The sequence below is a fragment of the Mycolicibacterium palauense genome (assembly GCF_002592005.1).
GTDB classification, from domain to species: domain Bacteria; phylum Actinomycetota; class Actinomycetes; order Mycobacteriales; family Mycobacteriaceae; genus Mycobacterium; species Mycobacterium palauense.
The window spans coordinates 48,702-74,698 of sequence record NZ_NVQF01000023.1 but is presented as its reverse complement, the minus strand read 5'-3'; the positions used below and the strand labels follow the sequence as shown (position 1 = coordinate 74,698).

Here is a 25,997-nt window from a genome sequence, read left to right as displayed (position 1 = left end):
CTGCTCCACCGGCGGCTCCGCCCGCCCCTGCTCCATTGGCGGCTCCGCCCGCCCCTGCTCCATTGGCGGCTCCGCCCGCCGTGGAGGCCGCGCCACCCGTCGCGGCACCGGTGGAAGCCCCGCCCGCCGCGGCGCCGCTGGTTCAGGCGGCCGCGGCGCCGGCCGCCGCACCCGCCCCGGTGCCCGTGGTCCCGGTCCCGGCTGCCGCGCCCGTCCCGGCCGCGATTCCGGTGCCGGTGATTCCCGCTCCCGACGCGGTTCCGGCGGTCGCGCCGCCGGCGCCGCCGGTCACGGCACCCGTCGCACCGGTTCCCGCGCCCGTCGCGGCGCCCGCCGCACCGGCCGAGGTGCCCGCCCCGGCGAGCACACCGCTGTCGAGCCTGCCGGCGCTGCTGCCGGCGGACGTGCCGATCCCCCACGACCTGGTCTGCGAGGGCACCGCATGGTCGGCACCGGCCGGCCACGCGGGCCAGGCGTCACCGCGGCCCGAGGTCCGCGACCCCGACGAGGCCGGCGGCGCGGAATTCGATTAGCCGCGCGCCGTCAGGACTGCCCGCACGCGGCGAGCACCAGCTCGCGGACCCGCGCGGCGTCGGCCTGGCCCTTGGTGGCCTTCATCACCGCCCCCACGATCGCACCGGCCGCCTGAACCTTGCCGCCCCGGATCTTCTCGGCCACATCGGGATTGGCGGCCAGGGCCTCGTCGACGGCGGACTGCATCAACGAGTCGTCGCGGACCAGGGCCAGCCCGCGGTCGGTCATCACCTGCTCGGGTTCGCCCTCGCCGGCCAGCACGCCCTCGACCACCTGCCGGGCGAGCTTGTTGGACAGCTTGCCCTCCTCGACCAGTTTGACGACGGCCGCCACCTGCGCCGGTGTGATCGCCAGCCGGTCGAGTCCGACACCGGCCTCATTGGCCTTCTGCACCAGGAAGTTCCCCCACCAGGCGCGGGCGGACTCGCTGGGGGCGCCCGCTTCGACGGTGGCGGCCACCAGCTCGACGGCGCCGGCGTTGACCAGGTCGCGCATCACCTCGTCGGAGATGCCCCAGTCCTGCTGAATCCTCTTGCGGGTCAGCCACGGCAACTCCGGGATGGTCGCGCGCAGCCGGTCCACCAGGTCACGGCTGGGCGCCACCGGCTCCAGATCGGGCTCGGGGAAGTAGCGGTAGTCCTCGGCGGTCTCCTTGGTCCGCCCCGGGCTGGTGTAGCCGTCCTCGTGAAAGTGGCGGGTCTCCTGCGTGACGGTGCCCCCGGACCCCAGCACCGCGGCCTGCCTGCGCATCTCGTACTGCACGGCCACCTCGACGCTTTTGAGCGAGTTGACGTTCTTGGTCTCCGACCGGGTGCCGAACTCCGAGGCCCCCTTCGGCATCAGCGAGACGTTGGAGTCGCAGCGCATCGACCCCTGGTCCATGCGCACATCGGACACCCCCAGCGCCCGCAGCAGATCCCGCAGCGCCGTCACGTACGCGCGCGCGACCTGCGGGGCCCCGGCCCCGGCGCCGACGATGGGTTTGGTGACGATCTCGATCAGCGGCACCCCGGCCCGGTTGTAGTCCAGCAGCGACTCGGTGGCACCCGCGATACGGCCGGTGTCGCTGCCGATGTGCAGCGACTTGCCGGTGTCCTCCTCCATGTGGGCGCGTTCGATCTCGACCCGCCAGGTGCTGCCGTCCTCCAGCGGCACCTCGAGGTAGCCGTTGATCGCGATCGGCTCGTCGTACTGGCTGATCTGGTAGTTCTTCGGCATGTCCGGGTAGAAGTAGTTCTTCCGCGCGAAACGGCACCAGTCGACGATCTCGCAGTTCAGGGCCAGTCCGATGCGGATCGCCGACTCCACGGCCGCCTCGTTGAGCACCGGCAGTGAGCCGGGCAGCCCCAGGCACACCGGGCACACCTGGGTGTTGGGTTCGGCGCCGAACGTGGTGGCGCACCCGCAGAACATCTTCGTCGCGGTGGACAGCTCGACGTGCACCTCCAGACCCAGCACCGGGTCGTACCTGGCGATGACGTCGTCGTAGTCGAGCAGTTCCGCACCGGCCGCAATGGTCATGCCCCGATCTTAGGTGCGTGCACACAACGGGCGAACGGTGACCGCCCGGCCCCCGCGGGTGCCAGAATCATTGCCATGACGATCGACCGCCGTCGATTCCTGCAGGCCGCCGGCCTCGGCCTGGTGGGCGCCACCGGCATCGCGGCGGGCTGTAGCCGCGGCGGCACGGCGCCGGCCGCCCTGGACCTGACCATCAATGCCGTGCAGTCCGAGATCGACCTCGGCGGTGTGGTGGTGCAGACCTGGACCTGGGGTGACCAGGTCCCCGCCCAGGAGATCCGGCTGAAGAAGGGCCAGACCCTGCGGGCCCGGCTGACCAACAACCTGCCCCAGGACACCACCATTCACTGGCATGGGCTGGCGATCCCCAACGACATGGACGGGGTTCCGGTCCTGACCCAGCAGGCGGTCACACCGGGCCGGGACTTCCTGTACGAGTTCACGGTCCCCGACGCGGGCACCTACTGGGCCCACCCGCACGTCGGCTCGCAGCTGGACCGCGGGCTCTACGCCGCGATCGCCATCGAGGACCCCGACGAGCCCGTGGCCTACGACGAGGAGCTCGTGGTGGTGCTCGACGACTGGATCGACGGCACCGGGACCAACCCCGACGAGGTCTACGCCAAGCTGCGCAAGACCGGCATGGCGCCGATGGGCGGCCCGCTGCAGATGACCCCGGCGATGCCGTTCGGCGAGGACGGCGGCGACGTCACCTACCCGTACTTCATCGCCAACGGACGGGTTCCCGCCGACGCGCAGGTGGCCGACTATCGCCCCGGCGACCGGGTGCGGTTGCGGGTCATCAACGCCGGTGCCGACACCATCTTCCGGGTCGGCATGCCGAACACCACGATGCGGGTGACCCACACCGACGGCTTTCCGGTGGTGGCCCAGCAGGCCGATTCGGTGGTGCTGGGCATGGGCGAACGTTTCGACGCCGTGATCACCATCGGCGAGGACTCGGCGCCGCTCGTCGCGGCCCCGTACGCCAAGAAGGGCCACGCCCAGGTCAACCTGCGGGTGGCCGGCAAACCCAGCCGCGTCGACGTCGACGGGTTCGTCGCCGCGCTACGGCGCCAGGCCCCGCTGGACACCGCGGCGCTGCGGCCCACCCCCGCGGTGACACTGCCCTCGGCGCAGCCCGACGAGATCCTCGACCTGAAACTGTCCGGCCCGGTCGACGGCTACAACTGGCTGATCAACGGCCGGGCCTACGACCCCACCGACGGTGGCATGCCCGTCGCCCCCGGGCAGCGGGTCCGCCTGCGTTACATCAACGAGTCGAAGATGGTCCACCCGATGCACCTGCACGGGCACACCTTCGAGGTGCAGAGCCCCGACGGACCACGGGCCCGCAAGGACACCGTGCTCGTCGCCCCGCTGCAGACCGTCGTGGTCGACATCGAGACTGACAACCCGGGCCAGTGGATCACCCACTGCCACAACGAATATCACCTCGAGGCCGGGATGGCGACCTACCTGCGCTACACCGGTTAACCGAAGAACGCCGCGGCGTCGTCGTACCGCCACGGCGGAACCAGCTTCAGCTGCCGCACCGCGTCGGCCAGCGGCACCCGGCCGACCTCCTCGCCGCGCAGCGACACCATCATCCCGTACTCGCCGGCGTGCACCGCGTCGGCGGCGTTGACCCCGAAGCGCGTGGCCAGCACCCGGTCGTGGGCGGTGGGCGTGCCACCGCGCTGCACGTGGCCCAGGACGGTGACGCGCACCTCCTTCTTGATCCGCTTCTCCACCTCCAGCGCCAGCTGCTGGGCCACGCCCGTGAAGCGCTCGTGACCGAACTCGTCGGTGCCGCCCTTGCGCAGCTCCATCGACCCCTCCGCGGGTTTGGCGCCCTCGGCCACCACGCAGATGAAGTGGGAGGCGCCGTGCTGGAAGCGTTTCTTGACCAGCCGGCACACCTCCTCGACGTCGAACGGCTGCTCGGGGATCACCGTCATGTGCGCGCCGGAGGCCAGCCCGGCGTTCAGGGCGATCCACCCGGCATGCCGTCCCATCACCTCGACCAGCATCACCCGCTGGTGCGATTCGGCGGTGCTGTGCAGCCGGTCGATCGCCTCGGTGGCGATCTGCAGCGCGGTGTCGTGGCCGAATGTCACATCGGTGCAGTCGATGTCGTTGTCGATGGTCTTGGGCACGCCGACCACCGGCACGCCCTCCTCGGAGAGCCAGTGCGCCGCGGTCAGCGTGCCCTCGCCGCCGATCGGGATCAGCGCGTCGATCCCGTTGTCCTCCAGGGTCTGCTTGATGTCGTCGAGCCCGGCGCGCAGCTTGTCCGGATTGACCCGCGCGGTACCCAGCATGGTGCCGCCCTTGGCCAGCAACCGGTCGTTGCGGTCGTCGTTGCGCAGCTGGACCCGGCGGTCCTCCAGCAGCCCGCGCCAGCCGTCCTGAAACCCCACCACCGTCGACCCGTACCGGGTGTCACAGGTGCGCACCACCGCCCGGATCACCGCGTTCAGGCCGGGACAGTCGCCACCTCCGGTGAGAACCCCAATCCGCATGTGGCCTATCCTGCCCGCTCAGACGGCGCTCGGCAGCGGTCCCCGGGCCGCCTCGTAGGCGGCACCCACCCGGTAGAGCCGCTCGTCGGCCAGCGCCGGCGCCATGATCTGCAGGCCGACGGGCAGTTTGTCGTCGGGCGCCAGCCCCGACGGCACCGACATCCCGCAGTGCCCGGCCAGGTTCAGCGGCAGCGTGCACAGATCGAACAGGTACATCGCCAGTGGGTCGTCGACCTTCTCCCCCAGCCGGAACGCCGTGGTCGGGGTGGCCGGACTCACCAGCACGTCGACCGATTCATAGGCCCGGTCGAGATCGCGCGCGATCAGGGTGCGCACCTTCTGCGCCTGGTTGTAGTAGGCGTCGTAGTAACCGGCCGACAGTGCGTACGTGCCGATCATGATGCGCCGCTTGACCTCCGGACCGAAGCCGGCGGCACGGGTCAGCGCCATCACCTCCTCGGCACTGTGGGTGCCGTCGTCGCCGACGCGCAATCCGTAGCGCATGGCATCGAAGCGCGCCAGGTTGCTCGACACCTCCGAGGGCAGGATCAGGTAGTAGGCGGCCATCGAATGGTCGATGTAGGGGCAGTCCACCTCGACCACCTCGGCGCCGAGCTCGCGCAGCTGTTCGACGGCGTCGTTGAACGAGGCCAGCACTCCGGGCTGATACCCCTCGCCGCGGTGCAGCTGACTGACCACACCGACGCGGACACCGCGCAGATCACCGGCCGCGCCGGCCCTGGCCGCCGCGACGACGTCGGGGACCGCGGCGTCCACCGATGTCGAATCGCGCGGGTCATGGCCGGCGATGACCTGGTGTAACAGTGCGGTGTCGAGGACCGTGCGCGCGCACGGCCCGCCCTGGTCCAGCGACGACGCGCACGCGATGAGGCCGTACCGGGAGACGGTGCCGTAGGTCGGCTTGACCCCCACGGTGGCCGTCAGCGCCGCCGGCTGGCGGATCGAGCCGCCGGTGTCGCTGCCGATGGCCAGCGGGGCCTGGAAGGCGGCCAGCGCGGCCGCGCTGCCGCCGCCGGAACCCCCGGGCACCCGGTCGGTGTCCCAGGGGTTGCGGGTGGGCCCGTAGGCGGAGTTCTCCGTGGAGGAGCCCATGGCGAACTCGTCCATGTTGGTCTTGCCCAGGATCGGGATTCCCGCCGACCGCAGCCGGGCGGTGACGGTGGCGTCGTAGGGCGACTGCCAGTCCTCCAGGATCTTGGACCCGCAGGTGGTGGGCATGTCGGTGGTGGTGAACACGTCCTTGAGCGCCAGCGGCACCCCGGCCAGCGGCGACGGCGGTTCGGCGCCGGAACCGATCTGCCGGTCCACCTCGGCGGCGCTGGCCAGCGCCCGGTCCCCGGCGACGTGCAGGAAGGCGTGGTAGTCGGCGTCGGTGCGCTCGATCTGATCCAGGCAGGCCTGGGTGACCTCGACCGAGGAGACCTCCCTGGCGGCGATCTTGGCCGCCAGCTCGGCGGCGGACAGGCGGATCAGGTCGCTCACTGGCTCTCCCCGAGGATCTGCGGCACGGCGAACCGGCCCTCCTCGGCGCGCGGCGCCGCGGCGAGGGCCTGCTGCTGGGACAGGCTGGGCACGACATCGTCGGGACGGGTGACGTTGACGTCCTTGAGCGGGTTGTCGGTGGGTTCGACATCGGTGACGTCGACGGCCTGGATACGGCTGACGTGGTCGAGGATGGCGTCGAGCTGGCCGGAGAAGCTGTCCAGCTCGTCATCGGTCAGGGCCAACCGCGCCAGCCGCGCCAGATGGGCCACGTCGTCTCGGGAGATCTGCGACACGGTCGCCAAGCCTATCGCCAGCGTGGAACGCTGCTGTGGTGGCGTGGGTCCTGCTGGCGGTCGGCGCGCTTCTGCTGACCGTCCTGGTGGTGTGTCTGGGTGCCCTCGCGCTGGCGGGAGCGGGCGGTTTCGACCGGCTGCTCGCCGGCTCGGTGCTGGCCGTGGCGTATGTGGCGCTGGTGGTGCTGGGGCTGGCCGCGGCCGGCTGGCTGGGCCGCGCCACCCTGCTGGCCGGGCTCGCGGTGGGCGCGGTCGCCGCCGCGGTGGCGGTGCGGGTGCGGGGCTGCCCGTGGCGGCTGCCGGTGCGCCCGGCGGTCAGCCTGGCCACCGCCCCGCTGCTCGCGGTCGCCGGTGTGGCGGTGGCGCTGGCCGTCGTGGCGGCCTACTACCTGCCGGTCTGGCAGTGGGACGCGCTGGGTTATCACCTGCCCTACGTCAACCTGTTGCTGCAGAACGGCACGCTGGCCGACGTCCCGGCCGATGTGCCCTACGTGTCGACCTATCCGCACACCGTCGAGTGGGTGTTCACCGCGTGGCGCGCGCTGCTGCCCGATGACGGCCTGGTCGAGCTGGCCCATCTGCCGTTCGGCCTGCTCGGTGCGGCGGCGATCGCGGCGATCGCCCGTGAGCAGGACGCCCGCCCGGATCACGCGGTGGCCGCCGGCGCGGCGTGGCTGACGCTGCCCGCGGTCTTCCTGCAGCTGCCCACCAACTACACCGACGTCGCCTCGGCAGCGCTGGCGCTGGCCGCCATCGCCTTCGTGCTCACCGCCCGCGACCGCAGCCGAATTCTGCTGGCCGCGGTGGCGATCGGGTTGTTCCTCGGCTCCAAGCCCCAGGCCCCGCCCGCGGCCGCCCTGCTCCTGGTGGTGCTGACGGTGCTGGGGTGGCGTGCGGGGCACCGCGCGGCCGCGGTGGCGGCCTGGCCGATCGCGCTGCTGCTCGGCGCGCACAGCTATCTCGCCAACGTGGTGCGCCACGGGAATCCGGTGTGGCCGGTGCGGGTGGAGATCGGCCCGCTGACGCTGCCCGGCCCGCAGCCGATGTCGGGGTTGTTGAACTCGGGCGCGGCCGCCCCCCGCACGCACGGCAACGTGGTGTCGCGGGTCGCCGAATCCTGGTCGACGATCCAGCCGCCGCTGCCGGTGTTCGACATGCGCATCGGGGGTCTCGGGCTGCTGTTCCTGATCGCGCTGCCCTTCGCGGTGTTCACCGCGGTGCGCGGCCGTTCGGTGGCGCTGGCCGTGTGCGCGGTCGCGACGCTGGTCACACCCGAACCGGCGGTGGCGCGCTACGTTCTGGCCTTCGCCGGGCTGACGCTGGCATTGGCCGCGCCCGTGCTGCGCCGGGCGGGCACGCTCGGGCAGCGCATCGTCCTGGGTGTGCTGACGGTGATCGCCGCGTCGAACCTGGTTATCGCCTTTCCCGGGCTGACCGGCGAGGGCCCCCCGCTACGCGACTATCCGGGGATGTCACCCGCCGAACGCCTCCGCGCCGTGGGCGCCTCCGGCCCACCGCTGGACTACCTCGACGCGCAGGCCCGGCTGCAGCCCGGCCAGGTCACGGTGGTGGACGGGGGCGCCGAACTGCCCTACCTGGCGTGGCCGCCGGATCTGTCGCACCGGGCGGTGTTCGTCCCCGGCGACGCCACCGCGGCGGAGGTCGAGGCGATCGTCACCGCACCCGAGGCCGGGCTGCTGATCGTCGGCGACGACACAGCCGCGGGCCGGGCCGCCAGGCGCCATCCCGAACTCTACGAGCCGGTCTTCCGCTGCCGGTCGGCGCCGTGTACGGGCTACCTGCGACGCTGACGCGGCGCTCGACCGGTACCGAAGCGGTGCGGCCCGGCATGCCCGGCGTGTCGGCCTATGACACAGTGTTGCGCGTGCCTTCGTATCTGCTGCGGGTCCGGCTGGACGATCGGCCCGGTAGCCTCGGGTCGCTCGCGGTGGCGTTGGGCTCGGTGGGCGCGGACATTCTGTCGCTGGATGTGGTCGAGCGGGCCTCCGGCTACGCGATCGACGACCTGGTGGTCGAGCTGCCGCCCGGGGCCATGCCGGACATGTTGATCACCGCCGCCGAAGCCCTCCACGGGGTGCGGGTCGATTCGATCCGACCGCACACCGGGTTGCTGGAGGCCCACCGCGAGCTGGAGCTGATCGACCACATCGCCGCGGCCGACGACAAGCTCGCCATGCTGCAGGTGCTCGCCGACGAATCTCCGAGGGTGCTGCGCGTGGGCTGGTGCACGGTGGTGGCCCTGCACGAATCGGGCCCCCGCCGCGTCGTGGGCAGCCCGTCGGCCCCGGAGACCGAGGCCGACGCGGCGCCCTGGTTGCCCCTGGAATACGCCTGCACCCTCGACGCCGGTGCCGACTGGGTGCCCCGGGTGTGGCGCGACATGGACACGACGTTGGCGGCCGCCCCGCTGGGCGACACCACGACGGCGGTGATGCTGGGCCGCCCGGGAGGACCGGATTTCCGGCCGTCGGAGGTGGCGCGGCTGGGTTATCTGGCCGGGATCGTGGCGACCATCCTGCGCTGACCCGGCTATTCCGCCGAGTCGGCCGTGTCGGGCCCGTGTTCGAGCAACCGCGCGAAGCCGTCCTCGTCGAGTACCGGCACCCCGAGTTCGACCGCCTTGTCGTACTTGGAGCCCGGGGAGTCCCCGGCCACCACGTAGTCGGTCTTCTTCGACACCGATCCGGAGGCCTTGCCGCCGCGGGTGATGATCGCCTCCTTGGCACCGTCGCGGGAGAACCCGGTCAGTGACCCGGTGACGACGACGGTCAGCCCCTCAAGGGTGCGCGCCACCGAGGTGTCGCGCTCGTCGGCCATCCGCACGCCGGCCGCGCGCCACTTGTCGACGATCGCGCGGTGCCAGTCCACGGTGAACCACTCGATGACGGCGGCGGCGATGGTCGGCCCGACCCCCTCCACCGAGGCCAGTTGCTCCTCGGAGGCGGCCTCGATGGCCTGCAGGCTGCCGAATTCGGTGGCCAGGGCCCGCGCCGCGGTGGGGCCGACGTGGCGGATCGACAGCGCCACCAACACCCGCCACAGCGGTTGTTCCTTGGCCGTGGACAGATTCTGGAGCAGTCGCGCGCCGTTGGCCGACAGCTCGCCGGCCTTCGTGCGGAACAGGTCGGTGCTCAACAGATCCGCCGAGGTGAGAGTGAACAGGTCGCCCTCGTCGCCGATCACCCCGGCCTGCAGCAGCGCGGTGGCGGCCTCATAACCGAGGCCCTCGATGTCGAAGGCGCCCCGGCCGGCCATGTGAAACACCCGCTCGCGCAGCTGTGCCGGACACGAACGTGCATTCGGGCAGCGGATGTCGGCGTCACCCTCCTTGGCCGGGGCCAGCACGCTGCCGCACTCCGGGCAGTGGGTGGGCATCACGAATTCGCGTTCGGTGCCGTCGCGCAGGTCCACCACCGGGCCGAGCACCTCGGGGATGACGTCGCCGGCCTTGCGGATGACGACGGTGTCGCCGATCAGGACGCCCTTGCGTTTGACCTCCGAGGCGTTGTGCAGCGTGGCCAGGCCCACCGTGGATCCGGCGATCTTCACCGGTTCCATGTAGGCGAACGGGGTGACCCGACCGGTGCGCCCGACGTTGACCCGGATGTCGAGGAGCGTGGTCTGCGCCTCCTCGGGCGGATACTTGTAGGCAATCGCCCAGCGCGGCGCGCGGGAGGTCGACCCGAGCCGGCGCTGCAGCGTCATCTCGTCGACCTTGACCACGACACCGTCGATTTCGTGTTCGACGTCGTGGCGGTGCTCGCCCCAGTAGTCGATGCGGTCCTCGATGGCCGCGACGCCCTTCACCCGCGTGGTGTGCTCCGAGACCGGGAGGCCCCATGCCTTGAGCGCGAGATAGGCGTCGTGCAGGGTGGCCGGGAAGAACCCGTCGGCGTGGCCGAGCCCGTGACAGATCATCCGCAGCCGCCGCCGTGCGGTGACGGCCGGATTCTTCTGCCGCAGCGACCCCGCCGCGCTGTTGCGCGGGTTGGCGAACGGGGGTTTGCCCTCCTCGACCAGGCTGGCGTTGAGCGCCTCGAAGTCCGAGACCCGGAAGAACACCTCGCCGCGCACCTCCAGCAGCGCGGGCAGCGGGTACTCGTCGGTACCGGTCAGGCGCTCCGGGACGTCCTCGATCGTGCGGGCGTTGAGCGTGACGTCCTCCCCGGTGCGCCCGTCGCCGCGGGTGGCGGCGCGCTCCAGGCGCCCGTCACGGTAGACCAACGCCAGCGCGACGCCGTCGATCTTCAGCTCACACAGAAAATGCTCGTCGGCGCCGATCTCGGCGCGCAGCCGACCGGTCCACGCCTCCAGCTCGTCACGGTTGAAGACATTGTCGAGGCTGAGCATTCGCTCCAGATGCTCGGCCGGGGTGAAGTCGGTGGCGAAGCCGGCGCCACCGACGAGCTGGGTGGGCGAGTCCGGTGTGCGCAGTTCGGGGTGGCGCCGTTCGAGGTCGGCCAGGCGCCGCAGCATCGCGTCGAACTCGGCGTCGGTGATGACCGGCGCATCCCGCACGTAGTAGCGGAACTGGTGTTCGCGCACCTCGTCGGCCAGTTCCTGCCACTGGCGACGCAGGTCGGCCTCCCCCGCGGCCGACTCCGTCTCCGACCCCGTGGTCGACTCCGTCTCCGACCCCGTGGTCGACTCCTCTGAGCTCACCGGGAAAGGCTATCGAAGCCCGCAGACACCCCAGGCGACGTGGCTAGGCTCGAAGAATGCCGCACCCGGTGATGTTCAACGACGACGACTTCGGGCTCGCCGAACTGCGGGCGATGGCGCTGAGCCTTCCGGGCGCCGGGGAGAGGATCTCGCACGGCCGGCCGGCGTTCTTCGCCTCGAAGATGTTCGCGATGTACGGCGGCAACTCCAGGACGACCGGCGCGATGGTGGCCTACCCGTACTCGGTCCTGGTCAAGGTCGAGCGGGCCGAGCGCGCCGCACTGGAGCGGGATCCGCGGTTCTTCTCCCCCGCCTACCTGGGGCCGTCGGGCTGGCTGGGGCTGGACCTGACCGCGGGCACCGGCCCCCCGGGCGCGGCCGCCGTCGAGCGGGAGGTCGATTGGGTGGAGGTCGGCGAACTCCTCGACGCGTCCTACCGCCAGGTCGCCGGCAGCCGCCTGATCCTCGAACTCGACCGACGATCCCGGGGGGCACCATGACGTTTCAGAGCTCATTCGCCAGCCCGTTCCCTGATGTCGAGATCCCCGGGCAGGCGGTCTACGACTTCCTGTTCGGCGACCTCACCGAGGAGGACGCCGACCGGGTGGCCCTGGTGGACGCCAAGACCGGTGCCGAGCTGACCTACCGCGACCTGGTGACCCGCGTCGACGCGTTCGCCGGCGCCCTGGCCGACCGCGGCATCGGCGTGGGCGACGTGTGGGGCTGCTGTCGCCGAACAGCCCGGCGTTCGCCGTGGCCTTCCACGGCATTCTGCGCGCCGGCGCCACCGCGACGACGATCAACGCGCTGTTCACCGCCAAGGACATCGCCAAACAGCTCACCGATGCCCGCGCCTCGATGTTGATCACCGTCAGCGCGCTGCTGCCCCGGGCGGCCGAGGGCGCCGCGCACGCGGGCCTGTCCCCCGGCGAGGTGGTGGTGCTCGACGGGCCCGGTGAGGCGGGCGCCGACTCCGGTGGCCACCCCAGCGCCGACGACCTGCTGGCCTCGGGTGCCGACGCGCCGGACGTCGATTTCGATCCCGCCGTCCAGCTGGCCGCCCTCCCCTACAGTTCGGGCACCACGGGCGACCCCAAGGGGGTGATGCTGACCCACCGCAACCTGGTTGCCAACGTCGCCCAGATCCGCCCGATCCAGGGTGTGCGCGAACATGATTCGGTTCTGGCGGTGCTGCCGTTCTTTCACATCTACGGGATGACGGTACTGCTCAACGCCGCCCTGCACGCGCGGGCCCGGTTGGTGATCATGCCCGCCTTCGATCTGGAGGAGTTCCTGGCCACCATCGCCACCCACCGCTGCACGCTGGCGTTCATCGCGCCGCCGGTGGCCGTCGCGCTGGCCAAGCATCCACTGGTCGACGCGCACGACCTGTCCTCGCTGAACGTGGTGATGTCGGGGGCGGCGCCGCTGGACGACGAGCTGGCCACGGCGGTCGCCGGGCGTCTGGGCTGCCGGGTGGTGCAGGGCTACGGGATGAGCGAGCTCAGTCCGGTCAGTCACTGCATCCCGTTCGACGGCGGAGCGCAGACGGTCGGAGTGACCGCCCCGCTGAGCTCGGTGGGCTGGACGGTGCCCAATTCGCTGAGCCGGATCGTCGACCCCGAGACCGGCGAGGAGATCCCGGTACCCGCCTCCGGTCGCAGCGCCACCGGCGAGCTCTGGTTCAAGGGCCCCAACGTGATGGCGGGTTACCTGGGCAACGCCGACGCCACCACCCGCACCGTCGATGACGAGGGGTTCCTGCACACCGGCGACCTCGCCCGCGTCGACGCCGACGGGTGTGTGTACATCGTCGACCGGCTCAAGGAACTGATCAAGTACAAGGGTTACCAGGTGCCGCCCGCCGAGCTGGAGGCACTGTTGTTGGGCCACAACGACATCGACGATGTGGCGGTGGTCGGCGCGGTCGACCAGGCCAGCGGCGAGGAGGTGCCCAAGGCGTTCGTGGTGCGCCGGCCCGGTGCCGAGCACCTCGACGAGGCCGCGATCATGGAGTTCGTGGCCGCCCGGGTCGCCCCCTACAAGAAGGTTCGCCTGGTGCAGTTCGTCGACGCGATCCCGAAGTCGGCTTCCGGAAAGATCCTGCGCAAGGAGCTGCGCGGCCGCTGAGCACACCCCGTGCGCCGCCGCCTAGATCGACTCGGGGTCGGCGGCGATGCCGTCGGCGGCCTTCTGGCACAACTCGACCGCCGTGCGCGCCCACTTCGGTGTCGCCCCGGCCAGTCCGCATGCCGGTGTGACCCCGATCCGCTCGCGCAGCACCTGCCGGGGGAATCCGAGCCGGTCGGTCAACGCCGCCACCGACGCGGCGACCTCATCCACCGCCGGCCGAGTTGCCGGCTCGACGGCGGGCACCACCCCCAGCTGCACCGTACGGCCGGAATCCACGAACTCGCCCAGACCGTCCAGGCCGTCGGCACCCAGCACCGCGGTGTCGATCGCGACCGCGTGAACACCACTGCGTCGCAGCACATCCCACGGGACATCCGGTGCACAACAGTGCACCGCGACCTCCTCGGCGATGCGTGCACACTCATCGAGGAGACCGACGGCCACCTGCTCGTCGACCGGATGCACGGGGGTCAGCGCGGTCACCCCGGTCAGCCGGCCCCGCAGCGCCGCGGGAAGGGCGGGCTCGTCGAGTTGGACGACGACCGTCGTCTCCAGGCGGCGCGCCACCTCGACCCGGTGCGCCCGCACCCCTTCCACCAGCGAGGCGGTCAGGTCCCGCAACGCGCCGGCGTCGGTGATCGCCCGGTGCCCGCCGGGCAGTTCCAGGTACGCCGCCAACGTGATCGGTCCCGGCGCCTGGACCTTGACCGGGCGCCCCGACGACCGCAGGCCGGCGTTCTCCCAGGCTTCCTCCAGAGCGTCGAGATCCTCGCCGAGCAGACTGGCCGCACGGCGGGTGACCGACCCCGGCCGGTTGGTGAGGCGGTATCCCCGGGGCACCGTGTCAATGGCGATGTCGACCAGCAGCGCGCCGGCGCGTCCGACGAGATCGGCCCCGACCCCCCTGGCAGGCAGCTCCACCAGGTGGGTCAGCGAGTGCAATTCCCCCACGACGATCTCGGCGGCCTGACGTGCCGAGGTACCCGGCCAGGAACCCAGTCCGGTTGCGGTTGCGAAAACACTCACCCGGCAACCGTATTACGCTGCGACAAAGGAAGGGACGGCGGGCATGAGCAAGGCCAGGCGACCGGCGGGGGGCGCGGCGGCGGCACTCGGCACGGCGCTGGCCGTCCTCGTGGCGACGGCCTGCACCCGCGACATCGCGGGCGTTCCCGTCCTGCCCTACACCGAGACCCCCGGCCCGCCGGTGACGCTCGCGCTCCATGCCGACGATCTGATGCTGGATCTCGAGCGGATCCGCGGGATCACCGGAACCGGCCGGAATCTCACCGCCATCCCCACCATGGACGCCAGCGCGCCGGTCGACATCGACCTGCTCGCCGACGACGTGCCCGCGCCGTGCCGGTTCGTGTTCGCCGAGACCGCGACCTTCGGCCCCGAGGTCGCCGATTTCCACAAGACCACCTACCAGGCACCGCCGGATTCCGGGGTGATCTCGCAGGGCGCGGCGGTCTACCGCGATCCCGCCGCCGCCCGGCGCGCCTTCGAGAGCCTGGCCGGACAGGCCGAGGGCTGCGCGGCCACCGGCTCCGGGGTGGTGCTGCTCGGGGCCGCCGAGTCCGGCCCGGACCGCGTACGCACCCGCACCGGCAGCGGCTGCGGCCGTGACTACCGGCTCAAGTCGGTGGTGCTCGCCGAGATCACCTTCTGCGCGTTCCCGGCGTCGGTGCCCGAGATCGTGATGACCAACCTGCTGCGCGCGGTTCCCGGGTAGTGCGGCCGGCGCTACCGGGCCGCGGCGATGGTGGCGCTGCCGAGCACCTCGTCCCCGGCGGCGTCGGGCCGGTAGAGCACCATCGTCTGGCCGGGCGCGACCCCACGCAGCGGGCTGCTCAGCCGCGCCACCAGTTCCTCGCCGATCAGCTCGGCCCGGGCCGGTGCCACCGATCCGTGCGCGCGCACCTGCACCTCGCAGTCCAGTGGCCCGCGCCACGGCCGGCCGCAGGTGAACACCGGGCCCTCCCCGGTCAGCTCCGATACCTCCAGGTCCTCGGCGCCGCCGACGGTCACCGTGGCGGTCGTGGCGTCGATCCCGGTCACGTAGCGGGGCCGGCCGTCGGGGCCGGGCCCGGCGATGCCCAGGCCCTTGCGCTGCCCGATGGTGAAACCGTGCACCCCGTCGTGTTCGGCGAGTACCGCCCCGCCGGCGTCGACCACGGCCCCGCGGCGCACACCGATACGGGCCCCCAGGAACGCCTGGGTGTCGCCGGAGGGAATGAAGCAGATGTCGTGGCTGTCGGGTTTGTCGGCGACGGCCAGGCCCCGACGGGCCGCCTCCTCGCGGATCGCCGGCTTGGGGGTGTCCCCCACCGGGAACGCCGCGTGGCGCAACTGTTCGGCGGACAGCACCGCCAGCACATAGGACTGGTCCTTGTCGCGGTCGACGGCGCGCCGGAGCCGTCCGTCGGTCAGTCGCGCGTAGTGCCCGGTGGCCACGGCGTCGAATCCCAGCGCCAGGGCCCGGGCGGCCAGTGCGGAGAACTTGATGCGTTCGTTGCAGCGCACACAGGGATTGGGCGTCTCGCCGCGCGCGTAGGAATCGACGAAGTCGTCGATCACGTCTTCCTTGAAGCGATCGGCGAAATCCCAGACGTAGAAGGGGATCCCGAGGATATCGGCGACCCGGCGGGCGTCATCGGCGTCTTCTCTGGAACAGCAGCCGCGCGAGCCGGTACGCAGGGCGCCGGGCGCAGCGGACAACGCCAGGTGCACTCCGACCACATCGTGGCCGGCATCGAGCATGCGCGCGGCCGCCACCGAGGAGTCGACGCCGCCGCTCATCGCCGCGAGCACCCGCATCAGCGCACCAGCCCCGCACTCGCCAGCGCGGCGTCCCGTGCGCGGTCGACCGCACCCGGCAGTACCGCCAGTGCCGCGTCCACATCGGCCTCGACACTGGTGTGCCCCAGCGACAATCGGAGTGAGCCCCGCGCGGTGACCGGATCGGCGCCCATCGCCACCAGCACGTGCGAGGGCTGCGCTACCCCGGCGGTGCACGCCGAGCCGGTGGAGCATTCGATTCCGTTGGCGTCCAACAGCATCAGCAGGGAATCGCCCTCACAACCGCGAAAGGTGAAGTGGGCGTTGCCGGGCAGCCGATTGTCCAGCGATCCGTTGACGGCGACATCGTCGATCTCGGCCATCACGCCGGCGATCAGCCGGTCCCGCAGCCCACGCAGCCGTTCGCCATAGGCGTCGAGGTCTTCGACCGCGATCTGCAGCGCCGCGGCCATGGCGACCGCCCCGGCGACGTCGGAGGTACCGGAGCGCACATCACGCTCCTGTCCGCCGCCGTGCATCAGGGGCACGGCGGCCACGTCCCGGCGCAGCAACAGTGCTCCGGCACCCGCGGGCCCGCCGAACTTGTGGGCCGCGATACTCAGTGCCGAACAGCCGCTGGCGGCGAAGTCCACCGGGATCTGGCCGACCGCCTGGATGGCGTCGGTGTGCATGGGCACGGCGAACTCGGCGGCCACCGCGGCGAGCTCCTCGACGGGCATCACGGTGCCGACCTCGTTGTTGGCCCACATCACCGTGACCAGGGCGACGTCGTCGTGCTCCTGTAGCGCCGCACGCAGCGCCGCGGGGGTCACCGAGCCGTCGGGTTCGGTGGGCAACCAGGTGACCTCGGCGCCCTCGTGCTCGGCCAGCCAGGTCACCGCGTCCAGGACGGCGTGGTGTTCGACCTCGGTGGTGACGATGCGCCGGCGGTTCGGCTCGGCGTCGCGGCGCGCCCAGTAGATGCCCTTGACCGCCAGGTTGTCGCTCTCGGTGCCGCCGGCGGTGAAGATCACCTCGGACGGCCGGGCGCCGAGCAGCCCGGCGATGGTCTCTCGGGACTCCTCCATCCGCCGCCGCGCCGCCCGGCCGGCGGTGTGCAGGGATGAGGCGTTGCCCACCGTGCCCAGGACGGCCGTCATCGCCGCGATGGCAGCAGGGTGCATCGGCGTGGTGGCGGCGTGGTCGAGGTACACCGGACTGGCGGGGCTCATGACCCATCCAGGATAACCGCAGGACGCCCCCGGCCCGATGTGGCCGGTCGGGCAGCCGACTCGGGCTCCCGCCCGGGCAGCCCCCTCAGGCGGCCAGACGATGGCCGTGCACATGGCCCGGCGCGCGGCCCGGCCCCGCCGGTGGCAGCGGTTCGGACCCCCGCACGGCCGTCTGACACCGCGCGGCCAGCGCACGGCGGTCCGTGCCCGGCAACTGCAGTGACGGGACCCGCACGTGGGCGACGGTTCGCCGGGCCACCATCAACCGGCGAATCGACGTCAGCAGGGTGTCCTCGCCGATGTAGGCCGGCACGGTGGAGGCGCTGCCGTCGCGGTGGTGATATGTCAGCCGCAGCGGCTGCACGGGTCGCCCGGCGTCGATGGCGGCCTGGAACATCGCCGGCCGGAACGGTCCGTACCCCAGTCCGCACCAGGTGGTGCCCTCCGGGAAGGCGACCACGGTGCGCCCGGCCCGCAACCGGTCCGCCACCGCCGCCACGACGTCGGGTAGCCGCCGCAGGCGTTCCCGCTCGATGGGGATGACCCTCATCAGCCGGGCGAGCACACCGAATCCCGGCCAGCTGATCAGCTCGGCCTTGGCGACGAAGGACCCGGGGAGCACCGCCCCGATCGTGAAGATGTCGAGCCAGGACACGTGGCCGCTGACCACCAGCACCCCGCGCAGATTGCGGATGGGCCCCCCGGAGACGGTGATCCGCACGCCCAGGGTGCGCAGCACCAGCCGGCAATAGACGCGCTGAAGATGACTGCGCCCGGGCAGCGGGACCGCCAGCAGGGGCATCGCGGGCAGCAGCAACGCGATCCCCAGGGCACGCAGCGCCGACCGGAAGGCCACCGCGGCGGTGGCGCCGGGAGCACCGGAACCGGCACGGATGCAGGTCTCGTCGCACGAGGCCAGGGGCAGCCACGGGTGGGCGGCGCTCACGGCCGTTCCCCGGTCATCTCGGCGGCGGCCGACACCGAACGCAACCGTTTCAGGTATCGGATGTCGGCGCGGCGTTTGTCCAGCAGCGCCGGGAAGTCTCCGACTCCGAACACCGGATCGTGCGCGGGTTCGCCGCACACCTGGGCACCCAGCCGCAGGTAACCCCGCATCAGTGGCGGGACGGCGGGCCGCTGCGGGGCCTCGATCCGGTCGAGGGTCCGCCCGCCCAGCACCACCGGCCGGTAGGGGTGGACTCTGCGCTCGGGCGGCGCGGCGTGCCTGCGCAGCACCAGGTCGCGCACTCCGCGAATCTGGCTGCCGGGCTCGCCGTCACCGTGTGTGGGCACCGAGACGCAGCCGGTGACGTAGTCGTAGCCGCAGCGGTCCAGGTAGGCCAGAATCCCGGCCCACATCAGCAGCACCACACCCCCGTTGCGGTGGTCGGCACGCACCACCGCACGCCCCATCTCCACCAGGCTTGCGCGCAGCGGGTCCAGCGCACGCACGTCGAATTCCGTTGCGGTGTAGAGGCCGCCCGCGGCGATCGCCCCCGGCGGGGGCAGCATTCGATAGCACCCGACCAGCTGGCCGCTGATGTCCTCGCGGACCAGCAGGTGGTCGCAGTACTCGTCGAAGCGGTCGGCGTCGCGGGCGGTCCCGCTGCCCCCGGCGGCGACCGGCAGCGTGAAACCGGGTTCGGAGGTGAACACCTCGTGGCGTAGCCGTTGCGCGGCGTCGATCAGGTCCGGATCGGTGGACAGCAACAGGGTGTACCGCGGCACGTCCGGCGACGCGGTCTCCTGGTCTGCGGGTATGAGTACAGATGCAGCGCTCATAGCCAGAACGCTCGCCGAGCTTCCTCTCCGGACGCCAACGACCGTGTGACGTGTTCGTGCACGCTCGGTGACGAAACACCGCAGCGTATGGGCGGGCCGCTCCGGTTCGGGGAACGACGACCGCGGTCTGGACTCGCCCCGCGCCCGCCGGCTCTCCACACCGAGCTCTCCACACCGAGCTCTCCACACCGAGGCCGGGCGCCCGGGCGCCGCGCCGACCGGCCGCCAGCGCTCAACCAGGTACGAAAAATGCGCCGAAACCGTACCTGAACGAGCGCTCGCGCGAGATCGACGGCCGGGGAGCGCTCGCGCGCGACAGACGAGCGGGGAGCGCTCGCGCGCGACAGACGACCGACGAGCGCTCGCGCGCGACAGACGACCGACGAGCGCTCGCGCGCGACAGACGACCTGGGAGCGCCCCACAACGGCGAACACCCCGGACGCACCGAGTGCGTCCGGGGTGTTCGCGACTGTCGCGGTTCGGGCCGTCAGCCCTTGCGGGACTTGACCGCCTCGGTCAGCTGCGGGGTCACGTTGAACAGATCGCCCACGATGCCGTAGTCGGAGATCTCGAAGATGGGGGCCTCTTCGTCCTTGTTGACGGCCACGATCGTCTTCGAGGTCTGCATGCCGGCCCGGTGCTGGATCGCACCGGAGATGCCCAGGGCGATGTACAGCTGCGGCGAGACGGTCTTGCCCGTCTGGCCGACCTGGAACTGGCCCGGGTAGTAGCCGGAGTCCACCGCGGCGCGGGAGGCGCCCACGGCCCCGCCGAGGGCGTCGGCGAGTTCCTCGACCACATTGAACTTGTCGGCGCTGCCCACGCCGCGGCCACCGGCCACGACCACCGAGGCCTCGGTCAGCTCCGGACGGTCGCCGGCGACCGCCGGCTCGCGCGAGACGATCTTGGTGGCGTTCTCGGCCACGGCGGGCACCTCGACGGTGACCTGCTCGCCGGCGCCGGCCTCCGGGGCGGCGTCCACCGAGCCCGGCCGCACGGTGATCACCGGGGTGTCGCCGTTGACCTGCGCCTCGACGGTGAAGGCACCGCCGAAGATGGAGTGGGTGCCCACCGCACCCTCCTTGACGTCGACGACGTCGACCAGCAGGCCGGAGCCGATCCGTGCGGCCAGCCGCGCGGCGATCTCCTTGCCGTCGGCGCTGGCCGCCACCAGCACGGCGGCCGGGGTGACCTGCTCGGCCAGCGCGGCCAGCACGTCGACATACGGCGTGACCAGGTAGTTGGCCACGTCATCGGACTCGGCGACGTAGATCTTGGCGGCGCCGGCCGCCTTGAGATCATCGGCCAGGCCGGCGGCGGTGCCCGGGGCGCCGACCACGACGGCCGACGGCTCACCCAGCGCGCGGGCGGCGGTCAACAGTTCGGCGGTGACCTTCTTCAGGGCACCCTCGGAGTGCTCGGCGAGCACAAGTACTTCAGCCATTGGAGTATTCAGCCTCTTATCGGTAGGGGTCTTCGAAAAGCGTTGACGGGACTCAGATCAGCTTCTGGCCGACCAGGTAGTCGGCGATCTTGGTTCCGCCGTCGCCCTCGTCGGCGATCTTCTCGCCCGCGGTCTTCGGCGGCTTCGGGGTCGACGACAGCACGGTCGAGCCCGCGTTGGCGACGCCGACCTCGTCGGCCTCGACACCGATCTCGGCCAGGGTGAGCGGGGTCACTTCCTTCTTCTTGGCGGCCATGATGCCCTTGAAGGACGGGAAGCGCGGCTCGTTGATCTTCTCGTTGACGCTGACGATGGCCGGCAGGGTGGCCTCCAGGGTGAACACACCCTCGTCGGTCTCGCGCTCGCCGCTGACCTTGCCGTCGGCGACGGTCAGCTTGCGCAGGTGGGTCAGCTGGGGCAGACCGAGGTACTCGGCCAGCACGGCCGGCACCGCGCCGCCCACACCGTCGGTGGACTCGTTGCCGGCGATGACGAGGTCGACGCCCTCGATGGTGCCCAGCGCGCGGGCCAGCGCCCAGGCGGTCTGGATGAGGTCGGAGCCGTGCATGCCGTCGTCCTTGAGGTGCACGGCCTTGTCGGCACCCATCGACAGCGCCTTGCGGATCGCCTCGGTGGCGCGCTCGGGTCCGGCGGTCAGCACGGTGACGGTGCCCTCGCCGCCCTCCTTCTCCTTGATCAGCAGCGCCTCTTCGACGGCGCGCTCGTTGATCTCGTCCAGAACCGCGTCGGCGGCCTCACGGTCGAGGGTCCAGTCACCCTCGGACAGCTTGCGTTCCGACCACGTGTCAGGGACCTGTTTGATCAGGACCACAATGTTCGTCATGACTCTGGTTCGTCCTCCTCGACGGGCCTCGCCGCCGGGACGGCGACAAGGTTTCTGGCCACTGTTCGTACCACCCCGCAATGTTACTAGTCGGTAACTTATGGTGGTCCGCCCGTCCACCATAGCGGGTCGGCCTGCGGGTTCTTACCCCACGTGCACCCGGACAAACCCGCGACCCCTAGGCCAGGGAAACGCTTCGGGTTAGCCTGCCTTGCGATGAGCACATTCGCTACCGACGGGGCGACCGGGCCCGGCCTGCCGCTGACCGGGGAACGCACCGTGCCCGGATTGGCCGTGGAGAACTACTGGTTCCGCCGCCACGAGGTCGTCTACCAGCGGCTCGCCCACCACTGCGCGGGCCGGGACGTGCTCGAGGCGGGCTTCGGCGAGGGGTACGGCGCGGACCTCCTGGCCGAGCGCGCCCGCTCGGTCATCGGCGTGGACTACGACGAGTCCGCGGTCGCCCACGCCCGGGCCCGCTATCCGCGGGTGCGCGCCGTCCACGGCAATCTGACCGCCCTCCCGCTGCCCGACGCATCGGTCGATATTGTGGTGAACTTCCAAGTCATCGAGCACTTGTGGGATCAGCCACACTTCGTGGCCGAGTGCCGCCGCGTGCTGCGGCCGGGCGGGCTGCTGCTGATGTCGACCCCCAACCGGATCACCTTCACCCCGGGCAGCGACACCCCGGTGAACCCCTTCCACACCCGCGAACTCAACGCCGCCGAGCTCACCGAACTGCTGGTCGCCGGCGGTTTCGCGGTGCAGTCGATGCAGGGTGTGTTCCACGGTCCGCGCCTGCGCGAGCTCGACGCCCGCCACGGCGGCTCGATCATCGACGCCCAGATCGCCCGGGCGCTGGCCGACGCGCCGTGGCCGGAGGACCTGCTGGCCGACGTCGCCGGCATCACCACCGGGGACTTCGACCTGGCCGGGGAGCCGACCGGGGACGAAAACGGCGGCCCCGAGGGCCGCAGCATCGACGCCAGCCTCGATCTGGTCGCGACAGCGGTGCGCCTGTGACGCGTGTACCGGGCCTGTTCACCCTCGTTCTGCACACCCACCTGCCCTGGCTGGCCCATCACGGCCGCTGGCCGGTCGGTGAGGAATGGCTCTACCAGTCCTGGTCGGCGTCCTACCTGCCACTCATGCGGGTGCTGCGCACCCTGGCCGCCGAGGAACGCCGCGGGCTGGTGACGCTGGGCATCACCCCGGTGGTCTCCGCGCAGCTCGACGATCCCTACTGCCTGGACAACATGTACCACTGGCTGGCCAACTGGCAGCTGCGCGCGCTGGAGGCCACCACCGTCGCCTCGCCGGAAGCCCTGCGCGAGTTCGGGTCTCGCGAGCACGCCGAGGCCACCCGGGCGCTGGAGGACTTCGCGGTGCTGTGGCGGCACGGTGCCAGCCCGTTGCTGCGGGAGCTGATCGACGCTGGCACCGTCGAGTTGCTCGGCGGACCGCTGGCCCACCCGTTCCAGCCGCTGCTGCACCCGCGGCTGCGCGAATTCGCCCTCCGGGAAGGGCTGGCCGACGCCGGTCAGCGCTTCGCCCATGTACCCGCGGGGATCTGGGCGCCGGAGTGCGCCTATGCCCCGGGCATGGAGCACGACTACGCGGCCGCCGGTGTGGGCCACTTCATGGTCGACGGCCCGTCGCTGCACGGCGACACCGCACTCGGGCGCCCGGTCGGGGCCGGCGACGTCGTCGCCTTCGGCCGTGATCTCAAGGTCAGCTACCGGGTGTGGTCACCGAAGTCCGGCTACCCCGGCCACGCCGCCTACCGCGACTTCCACACCTACGACCACACCACCGGGCTCAAGCCGGCGCGGGTCACCGGCCGGATGGTGGCCTCGGCGGACAAGGCGCCCTACGATCCCGGACGCGCGGAGCGGGCCGTGGACGCCCACGTCGAGGACTTCGTCAGGATCGTCGTCGACCGGTTGACCGACGAGAGCGAACGCATCGGCCGGCCGGCCCACGTGATCGCCGCGTTCGACACCGAACTCTTCGGCCACTGGTGGTACGAGGGCCCGGTCTGGCTCGAACGGGTGCTGCGCGCGCTGCCCGCGGCCGGGGTTCGGGTGGGCACCCTCAACGATGCGGTGGCCGCCGGGTACACCGGCGCCGCGGTGGACCTGCCCCCGAGCTCGTGGGGATCGGGCAAGGACTGGCAGGTGTGGTCCGGCGAGCAGGTGGCCGATCTAGTTCAGCTCAACTCCGAGGTGATCGACACCGCGCTGACCACGGTGGACAAGCTGCACGAGCAGACCTCGGCGGTGGGTGCCCGCCCGCCGCGGGACTTCGTCGCCGACCAGATCCTGCGGGAGACCTTGCTGACGGTGTCCAGTGACTGGCCGTTCATGGTCAGCAAGGATTCGGCCGCCGACTATGCGCGCTACCGGGCCCACCTGCACGCGCACGCCACCCGCGAGATCGCCAGCGCCGTGGCCTCGGGCCGCGGCGAGGCCGCACGCCGCCTCGCCGACGGCTGGAACCGCGCCGACGGACTGTTCGGTGCGCTCGACGCCCGGCGGTTGCCGCGCCCATGAAGGTGCTGATGGTCTCGTGGGAGTACCCACCGGTGGTGATCGGCGGGCTGGGCCGCCACGTCCACCACCTGGCCACCGAGCTGGCCGCGGCCGGACACGAGGTGGTGGTGCTGAGCCGGCGGCCCACCGGCACCGACCCGAGCACCCATCCGACCACCGACGAGGTCTGCGAGGGCGTGCGGGTCATCGCCGCGGCGCTGGACCCGCACGAGTTCACCTTCGGTGACGACATGATGGCCTGGGTACTGGCGATGGGGCATGCGATGACCCGCGCCGGCCTGGCGTTGCGGGGCTGGCAACCCGATGTGGTACACGCCCACGACTGGCTGGTCGCACACCCGGCCGTCGCGCTGGCCCAGTACTTCGACGTGCCGCTGGTGTCGACCATCCACGCCACCGAGGCCGGCCGTCACTCCGGCTGGATCTCCGGACCGGTGAGCCGGCAGGTGCACGCGCTGGAGTCCTGGCTGGTGCACGACTCGGACGCGCTGATCACCTGTTCGGAGTCGATGCGCGACGAGATCACCGCGCTGTTCGGCGCAGATCCGGCCCCCGACCTGGCGCCGGTGACGGTGATCCGCAACGGCATCGACACCTCCGGATGGCCGTTCGCGCCGCGGCGGGCCCGCACCGGGCCCGCCGAACTGCTGTTCGTCGGCCGGCTCGAATACGAGAAGGGTGTGCATGACGCGATCGCCGCGCTCCCGCGGATCCGGCGCACCCATCCCGGCACCACGCTCACGGTGGCCGGCGAGGGAACCCAGTACCACTGGCTCGTCGACGAGGCCCGCCGGCACAAGGTGCTCAAGGCCACCCGCTTTGCCGGTCACGTGAACCACGCCGAGCTGCTGAAGCTGCTGCACCGGGTGGACGCGGTCGTCCTGCCCAGCCACTACGAGCCGTTCGGCATCGTCGCGCTCGAGGCGGCCGCGGCCGGCGCCCCCCTGGTCACCTCCGATGTGGGCGGCCTGGGCGAGGCCGTGCTCAACGGGCGGACCGGGCTGTCGTGCCCGCCACGCGATGTCGCCGCACTGGCCGCGGCGGTCCGCGCGGTGCTCGACGACCCCGAGGCCGCGCAGCGGCGGGCGGTGGCCGCGTGCCGGCGACTCACCTCCGACTTCTCCTGGCAGACCGTGGCCGCCGAGACGGCGCAGGTCTATCTGGCGGCCAAACGCGCCGAACGCGTACCGCAGGCCCGCCGGCCCGTCGTCGAACGGCCGCTACCCGACCGGGGTTAGACGCGGGCGCCACGTGACCCGCGTGCGTCGATCTGAGCGCACACTCGATGCACCAGGAGTGGCGGACCCGGGCAGAACCTCGATCCGGGCGCACACTCGATGCGCCAGGAATGGCCGTGGATCTCAGCGGGATCCCAGCGGGACCTCAGCGGGACCTCAGCGGGACCTCAGCGGGCGGCTTTCTTCCGTTCGATGTCGGCCAGTGCGGCCGCGAGTTCGGCGCGTTGCGCGGCCGAGGTCTCCCACGACAGCTTGCGGTTCTTGACCACCTTGGCCGGGGCGCCGACGGCGATGGAGAAATCGGGGATGTCGCCCTTGACCACGGCGTGCGACCCGAGCACACAGCCCCGGCCGACGGTGGTTCCGCGCAGCACGGTCACCTTGGCCGCCACCCACGTGTCGGGCCCGATGCGCACCGGGCTCTTGACGATGCCCTGATCCTTGATCGGCACGTCGATGTTGTCCATCTTGTGGTCGAAATCGCACACGTAGCACCAGTCGGCCATCAGCACCGAGTCACCCAGTTCGATGTCGAGGTAGGTGTTGATGACGTTGTCGCGGCCGAGCACCACCTTGTCGCCGATCCGCAGGGAGCCCTCGTGGCAGCGGATGGTGTTCTTGTCGCCGATGTGTACCCAGCGGCCGATCTCCAGCTGAGCCAGCTCCGGCGTGGACTGGATCTCGACCCCCTTGCCGATGAACACCATGCCCCTGGTGATGATGTGCGGATTGGCCAGTTTGAACTTCAGCAGCCGCCAGTACCGGACCAGGTACCACGGGGTGTAGGCGTGGTTGGCCAGCACCCATTTCAGTGATTCTGTGGTCAGGAACCGGGCCTGGCGTGGGTCACGCAACCGGGACCCCCGCCAGCGTTTGTGCAGCGGCGCACCCCACATGGTCGTCATGGCCGCAAAGCCTACGCGAGCAC

At 71.5% G+C, this 25,997-nt stretch carries 21 protein-coding genes and 2 pseudogenes; 10 read left to right on the top strand and 13 right to left on the bottom strand.

Annotated features, from left to right (window positions below):
- A pseudogene (locus tag CSR00_RS30655) lies at positions 1–533 on the top strand (hypothetical protein); the annotation flags it as partial.
- Between the two features lie 10 nt (positions 534–543).
- On the opposite strand, the gene gatB reads toward CSR00_RS30655, so the two are convergent.
- On the bottom strand, positions 544–2,055 hold the full coding sequence (gene gatB, locus CSR00_RS11815) for an Asp-tRNA(Asn)/Glu-tRNA(Gln) amidotransferase subunit GatB (RefSeq protein ID WP_099022591.1): 1,512 nt from the start codon (positions 2,053–2,055) through the stop codon (positions 544–546).
- 75 nt (positions 2,056–2,130) lie between these two features.
- On the opposite strand from gatB, the gene CSR00_RS11810 reads away from it, so the two are divergent.
- Positions 2,131–3,552, top strand: a complete 1,422-nt coding sequence (locus CSR00_RS11810) for a multicopper oxidase family protein (RefSeq protein ID WP_099022590.1) — start codon at positions 2,131–2,133, stop codon at positions 3,550–3,552.
- Here the strand turns inward: CSR00_RS11810 and CSR00_RS11805 are convergent.
- The 3 genes from CSR00_RS11805 to gatC are packed head-to-tail and all read right to left on the bottom strand — an operon-like array spanning position 3,549 to position 6,379.
- Positions 3,549–4,580: an ATP-dependent 6-phosphofructokinase gene (locus CSR00_RS11805; RefSeq protein ID WP_099022589.1), complete on the bottom strand. Its 1,032-nt coding sequence runs from the start codon at positions 4,578–4,580 to the stop codon at positions 3,549–3,551. The genes CSR00_RS11810 and CSR00_RS11805 overlap by 4 nt on opposite strands.
- Positions 4,581–4,598: 18 nt before the next feature.
- Positions 4,599–6,083 (bottom strand): Asp-tRNA(Asn)/Glu-tRNA(Gln) amidotransferase subunit GatA, encoded by a 1,485-nt coding sequence (gene gatA / locus CSR00_RS11800; RefSeq protein ID WP_099022588.1) that lies wholly within the window; start codon positions 6,081–6,083, stop codon positions 4,599–4,601.
- Positions 6,080–6,379, bottom strand: a complete 300-nt coding sequence (gatC, locus tag CSR00_RS11795; protein WP_099022599.1) for an Asp-tRNA(Asn)/Glu-tRNA(Gln) amidotransferase subunit GatC — start codon at positions 6,377–6,379, stop codon at positions 6,080–6,082. The genes gatA and gatC overlap by 4 nt, the downstream gene beginning before the upstream one ends.
- Positions 6,380–6,417: 38 nt before the next feature.
- Here gatC and CSR00_RS11790 point away from each other — a divergent pair, with 38 nt between their 5' ends.
- Together CSR00_RS11790 and CSR00_RS11785 are read left to right on the top strand one after the other, a co-directional pair.
- Positions 6,418–8,190: a hypothetical protein gene (locus CSR00_RS11790; RefSeq protein ID WP_141564342.1), complete on the top strand. Its 1,773-nt coding sequence runs from the start codon at positions 6,418–6,420 to the stop codon at positions 8,188–8,190.
- Positions 8,191–8,255: 65 nt separating this feature from the next.
- Positions 8,256–8,924, top strand: a complete 669-nt coding sequence (locus CSR00_RS11785) for an ACT domain-containing protein (RefSeq protein ID WP_328514704.1) — start codon at positions 8,256–8,258, stop codon at positions 8,922–8,924.
- A 5-nt stretch (positions 8,925–8,929) separates the two neighbouring features.
- Here the strand turns inward: CSR00_RS11785 and ligA are convergent, their stop codons facing one another.
- Positions 8,930–10,978 (bottom strand): NAD-dependent DNA ligase LigA, encoded by a 2,049-nt coding sequence (gene ligA / locus CSR00_RS11780; protein WP_245905959.1) that lies wholly within the window; start codon positions 10,976–10,978, stop codon positions 8,930–8,932.
- A gap of 140 nt (positions 10,979–11,118) precedes the next feature.
- On the opposite strand from ligA, the gene CSR00_RS11775 reads away from it, so the two are divergent.
- Together CSR00_RS11775 and CSR00_RS11770 are read left to right on the top strand one after the other, a co-directional pair.
- Positions 11,119–11,562 (top strand): MmcQ/YjbR family DNA-binding protein, encoded by a 444-nt coding sequence (locus CSR00_RS11775; RefSeq protein WP_099022585.1) that lies wholly within the window; start codon positions 11,119–11,121, stop codon positions 11,560–11,562.
- A pseudogene (locus CSR00_RS11770) lies at positions 11,559–13,192 on the top strand (AMP-binding protein). The gene CSR00_RS11775 and the pseudogene CSR00_RS11770 overlap by 4 nt, the downstream one beginning before the upstream one ends.
- 21 nt (positions 13,193–13,213) lie before the next feature.
- Here CSR00_RS11770 and CSR00_RS11765 read toward each other — a convergent pair.
- On the bottom strand, positions 13,214–14,221 hold the full coding sequence (locus tag CSR00_RS11765) for a methionine synthase (protein ID WP_099022584.1): 1,008 nt from the start codon (positions 14,219–14,221) through the stop codon (positions 13,214–13,216).
- A 43-nt stretch (positions 14,222–14,264) separates the two neighbouring features.
- On the opposite strand from CSR00_RS11765, the gene CSR00_RS11760 reads away from it, so the two are divergent.
- The gene (locus CSR00_RS11760; protein ID WP_099022583.1) at positions 14,265–14,930 is read left to right on the top strand and encodes a sensor domain-containing protein; all 666 of its coding nucleotides are present in this window, start codon (positions 14,265–14,267) and stop codon (positions 14,928–14,930) included.
- Positions 14,931–14,941: 11 nt separating this feature from the next.
- On the opposite strand, the gene mnmA is transcribed toward CSR00_RS11760, so the two are convergent.
- From mnmA to CSR00_RS11730, 6 genes are all read right to left on the bottom strand, one after another.
- Entirely contained in the window at positions 14,942–16,015 is a 1,074-nt protein-coding gene (gene mnmA / locus CSR00_RS11755) for a tRNA 2-thiouridine(34) synthase MnmA (protein WP_099022582.1), read from the bottom strand.
- Positions 16,015–17,208 carry a cysteine desulfurase family protein gene (locus tag CSR00_RS11750; RefSeq protein WP_099022581.1) on the bottom strand — a complete coding sequence of 398 codons (1,194 nt, stop codon included), beginning with the start codon at positions 17,206–17,208 and terminating at the stop codon, positions 16,015–16,017. Before CSR00_RS11750 ends, mnmA begins: the two co-directional genes overlap by 1 nt.
- An 85-nt stretch (positions 17,209–17,293) precedes the next feature.
- Positions 17,294–18,154 carry a lysophospholipid acyltransferase family protein gene (locus tag CSR00_RS11745; protein WP_099022580.1) on the bottom strand — a complete coding sequence of 287 codons (861 nt, stop codon included), beginning with the start codon at positions 18,152–18,154 and terminating at the stop codon, positions 17,294–17,296.
- The gene (locus tag CSR00_RS11740; RefSeq protein ID WP_099022579.1) at positions 18,151–18,990 is read right to left on the bottom strand and encodes a GNAT family N-acetyltransferase; all 840 of its coding nucleotides are present in this window, start codon (positions 18,988–18,990) and stop codon (positions 18,151–18,153) included. Before CSR00_RS11740 ends, CSR00_RS11745 begins: the two co-directional genes overlap by 4 nt.
- A gap of 488 nt (positions 18,991–19,478) precedes the next feature.
- Positions 19,479–20,435: an electron transfer flavoprotein subunit alpha/FixB family protein gene (locus tag CSR00_RS11735; protein WP_099022578.1), complete on the bottom strand. Its 957-nt coding sequence runs from the start codon at positions 20,433–20,435 to the stop codon at positions 19,479–19,481.
- A gap of 52 nt (positions 20,436–20,487) precedes the next feature.
- Positions 20,488–21,279 carry an electron transfer flavoprotein subunit beta/FixA family protein gene (locus CSR00_RS11730; protein ID WP_099022577.1) on the bottom strand — a complete coding sequence of 264 codons (792 nt, stop codon included), beginning with the start codon at positions 21,277–21,279 and terminating at the stop codon, positions 20,488–20,490.
- Between the two features lie 216 nt (positions 21,280–21,495).
- On the opposite strand from CSR00_RS11730, the gene CSR00_RS11725 reads away from it, so the two are divergent.
- The 3 genes from CSR00_RS11725 to CSR00_RS11715 are packed head-to-tail and all read left to right on the top strand — an operon-like array spanning position 21,496 to position 25,069.
- The gene (locus tag CSR00_RS11725; RefSeq protein WP_099022576.1) at positions 21,496–22,302 is read left to right on the top strand and encodes a class I SAM-dependent methyltransferase; all 807 of its coding nucleotides are present in this window, start codon (positions 21,496–21,498) and stop codon (positions 22,300–22,302) included.
- On the top strand, positions 22,299–23,831 hold the full coding sequence (locus CSR00_RS11720) for a 1,4-alpha-glucan branching protein domain-containing protein (protein ID WP_099022575.1): 1,533 nt from the start codon (positions 22,299–22,301) through the stop codon (positions 23,829–23,831). The genes CSR00_RS11725 and CSR00_RS11720 overlap by 4 nt, the downstream gene beginning before the upstream one ends.
- A complete protein-coding gene (locus tag CSR00_RS11715; RefSeq protein ID WP_099022574.1) occupies positions 23,828–25,069 on the top strand; it encodes a glycosyltransferase family 4 protein in 1,242 nt (413 codons plus the stop codon). The genes CSR00_RS11720 and CSR00_RS11715 overlap by 4 nt, the downstream gene beginning before the upstream one ends.
- Before the next feature lie 167 nt (positions 25,070–25,236).
- On the opposite strand, the gene CSR00_RS11710 is transcribed toward CSR00_RS11715, so the two are convergent.
- Positions 25,237–25,974 carry an acyltransferase gene (locus CSR00_RS11710; RefSeq protein WP_099022573.1) on the bottom strand — a complete coding sequence of 246 codons (738 nt, stop codon included), beginning with the start codon at positions 25,972–25,974 and terminating at the stop codon, positions 25,237–25,239.
- Positions 25,975–25,997: the final 23 nt, after the last annotated feature.